The organism is Rhizobacter sp., assembly GCF_031412075.1.
In the GTDB taxonomy this organism is placed as follows: domain Bacteria; phylum Pseudomonadota; class Gammaproteobacteria; order Burkholderiales; family Burkholderiaceae_C; genus Rhizobacter.
Map to the genome: position 1 here is coordinate 1 of NZ_JANOCG010000349.1, position 3,444 is coordinate 3,444.

General features: G+C 68.3%; 3 protein-coding genes and 1 pseudogene. All 4 read left to right on the forward strand.

Annotated features, from left to right (window positions below; all coding sequences use genetic code 11):
• Positions 1–109: pseudogene (locus RMO40_RS12990) on the forward strand (MarR family transcriptional regulator); the annotation flags it as partial.
• A gap of 101 nt (positions 110–210) precedes the next feature.
• Positions 211–882: a response regulator transcription factor gene (locus RMO40_RS12995; protein ID WP_309721730.1), complete on the forward strand. Its 672-nt coding sequence runs from the start codon at positions 211–213 to the stop codon at positions 880–882.
• A gap of 54 nt (positions 883–936) precedes the next feature.
• On the forward strand, positions 937–2,400 hold the full coding sequence (locus RMO40_RS13000) for a sensor histidine kinase N-terminal domain-containing protein (RefSeq protein ID WP_309721736.1): 1,464 nt from the start codon (positions 937–939) through the stop codon (positions 2,398–2,400).
• 22 nt (positions 2,401–2,422) lie between these two features.
• The coding region (locus RMO40_RS13005; protein ID WP_309721733.1) for a patatin-like phospholipase family protein at positions 2,423–3,444 on the forward strand (1,022 nt) is incomplete at its 3' end.

Sequence of the window (3,444 nt, forward strand, 5' to 3'; positions counted from 1 at the left end):
CGAGCAGGCGGTGGCGCAGGCTGACCAGGAGTTCCGCGCCGAGGTCGGGCCCGACGTGGCCACCGTGGTGGCGCTCGGGCTGGAAGCCTATGCCGGCGCCTGGGCTTGAGACCTTCGCGCCGGTGTGCGCCGCGTCAAGCGCCGGTCAGGGTGCAGCCATAGAATGATCCGCTCCCCCCGAAAGCCGCCGCAGGACAACCGGAGACCGCGATGCGCATACTGATTGCCGAAGACGATCAGGTTCTGGCCGATGGCCTGTTGCGCACGCTGCGCAACACCGGCTACGCCGTGGACGCCGTCGCCAGCGGCTCGGAGGCCGACGCCGCACTGACCTCGCACGAGTTCGACATGGTCATCCTCGACCTGGGCTTGCCCAAGCTGCACGGGCTCGAAGTGCTGCGCAAGCTGCGCGCACGCGGGTCGGCCGTGCCGGTGCTCATCCTCACCGCGGCCGACAGCGTGGAGCAGCGTGTCAAGGGCCTGGACCTGGGCGCCGACGACTACATGGCCAAACCTTTCTCGCTGCAAGAGCTCGAGGCCCGCGTGCGGGCGCTGACGCGGCGCGGCCTCGGCACGGCCTCCAGCGTCATCAAACACGGCCCGTTGACGTTCGACGCCACCGGCCGCGTGGCCTACATGAACGACCAGATGATCGACCTGTCCGCGCGTGAGCTGAGCCTGCTCGAAGCCCTGCTGCAACGCGCCGGCCGCCTGGTCAGCAAAGACCACCTCGTGGAGCGCCTGTGCGAATGGGGCGAAGAGGTGAGCAACAACGCGATCGAGGTCTACATCCACCGCCTGCGCAAGAAGATCGAGCAAGGGCCGGTGCGCATCGCAACAGTGCGCGGCCTCGGCTACTGCCTGGAAAAAATACCAAGCTAGCGCGTGGCCTTTCCCCGCGAACAGCGCTCCCTTTTTGGCGAGATCCTCGATTGGATGCTCGCCCCGCTGCTGCTGCTGTGGCCGATGAGCGTGGTGCTCACCTGGCTGGTGGCTCAAGGCATTGCCAACAAGCCGTTTGACCGCCAGCTGGGCGAGATGGCACGCCTGTTGGCGCAGCAGGTCAGCGTGCAGGAGCAGGCCGACGGCACACCACGCGCCGTGTTCGCGCTGACACGCGCCGCCACCGAGCTGCTGCACACCGATGAGGCCGACACGCTGTACTACCAGGTGCTGGGTCTGCGCGGCGAGTTCCTGAGCGGGGAGCAGGCTTTGCCGGTGCCGCCCGAAGACAACCGCGACAACTGGGGCCAACTGCGGTTTAGAGACGACGAGATCGGCGGCGAGCCGGTGCGGGTGGCTTACCTCTGGGTGAGCGCGACCCCCACACCCACCTCGCCGGCCCTGGTGCAAGTGGCTGAAACCCTGGGCAAACGCTCGCGCCTGGCCACCGAGATCATCAAGGGCGTGATGCTGCCGCAGTTCGTCATCTTGCCGCTGGCGGTGCTGCTGGTGTGGCTGGCGCTGGCGCGCGGCATCAAGCCGCTCAACGAGTTGCAGCAGCGCATCCGCCGCCGCGAAAGCCACGACCTGAGCCCGATCAACGAGCGCGAGGTGCCAGAAGAAGTGGCTCCCCTGGTGCGCGCGATCAACGACTTGCTGATGCGGCTGGACCGCAGCATCGGCACGCAGAAACACTTTCTCGCCGACGCCGCCCACCAGCTGAAAACCCCGCTGGCCGGGCTGCGCACCCAGGCCGAGCTGGCCCAGCGCGAGATCGACGCTGGCGAGCGCGACCCGCAGGCACTGAAAAAGTCGCTGCAGCAGATCGCGCGCTCCAGCCAGCGTGCGGCACGCATGGTCAACCAGCTGCTCGCCATGGCACGCGCCGAAGACGCCTCGCAGGCCCAGAGCCACCAGGACGTGAACCTCGCCCGCATCGCCACCGAGGCCGTGCGCGACTTCGTGCCGCGTGCGCTGGAGAAGCGCATCGACCTCGGCTACGAAGGCCCCAACACCGGCGAGCGCCACCCGCAAGGCCTGATGGTGCACGGCCAGCCGGTGCTGCTGCGCGAGCTGGTGCGCAACCTGGTCGACAACGCGCTGCAGTACACGCCCGAGGGCGGCACGGTGACCGTGCGTGTGGTCGACGACCCGTTTGGCCAGGTGGTGGTGCTGCAGGTCGAAGACTCGGGCCCGGGCATCCCGGCGGCCGAGCGCGACATGGTGTTCCAGCCTTTCTACCGCGCGCTCGGTACCAACGTCGACGGCTCCGGCCTGGGTCTCGCCATCGTGCGCGAGATCGCGCAGCAGCACCATGCCGAGATCGCGCTCGAAGACGCCAACCTGCGCCACCGCACCGGCATGCTGGTCGATCACGGCGGCGGCGCGTTCGGGCCGGGCGCACGTTTCACGGTGCGCTTCCCCGCCGCAGTGGCCCAGGCTCCCACACTCACTTGACGACGTTCAGGATCTCGCGCGCATGCCCTCCTCACCCGACAACCCGAACCCCCGCGCATCAGGCAAACGCACGCTCGACCTGGCACTGCAAGGCGGCGGCTCGCACGGCGCTTTCACCTGGGGTGTGCTCGACCGCCTGCTGCAAGACGAGCAGATCCACTTCAACGGCATCTCGGGCACCAGCGCGGGCGCCTTGAATGCGGCGGTGATGGCCACCGGCTACCAGCGCGGCCAGCGCGAGGGCGCACGCCAGGCGCTGAGCGAGTTCTGGCACGACGTGAGCCGCTCGGGCTCGATCTTTTGCCCCGGCTCGGCGAGCAACACCCGTGCTCTGCACGACGGCCTGCAGCTCGACAAGCTACCCGGTTACCAGTGGGTCAGCTCTTTCTTCCGCTCGTTCAGCCCGTACGAGTTCAACCCGCTCAACCTGAACCCGTTGCGCGACGTGTTGCGCCGCCATGTGGACGAAGCGGCCCTGCGCCGCAACCCCCTCAAGCTCTTCGTCACCGCGACCAGCGTGACCACCGGGCAGGCGCGGGTGTTCACCGGCCGCGAGCTGTCGATCGACGCCTTGCTCGCCTCGGCCTGCCTGCCGCTGCTCTTCCAGGCGGTCGAGATCGAGGGCGAGCCCTACTGGGACGGCGGCTACACCGGCAACCCCGCGCTCTACCCGCTGATCTACAACACCGAGGCGCTCGACATCCTGCTGGTTCGCATCAACCCGTTGGTGCGCGTTGGCACACCGACGCGCAGCGAAGAAATCATGGACCGCCTGAGCGAGATCACCTTCAACGCGAGCCTGATGGGCGAGATGCGTGCCATCGCCTTCGTCTCGCGCCTGGTGCGCGAAGGCAAGCTCGACCCCGGCAAATACAAAGACCTGCGCCTGCACATGGTGGCCGACGACGACGGCCTCGCGCCGCTGGGCGCCAACTCCAAGTTCGACACCGACCGCGCGTTCCTCGATCGCCTGTTCGAGATGGGGCGCGGCGCCGCCGACCGCTGGCTCGTCGACCACAAGGACGACATCGGCGTGCGCGCCAC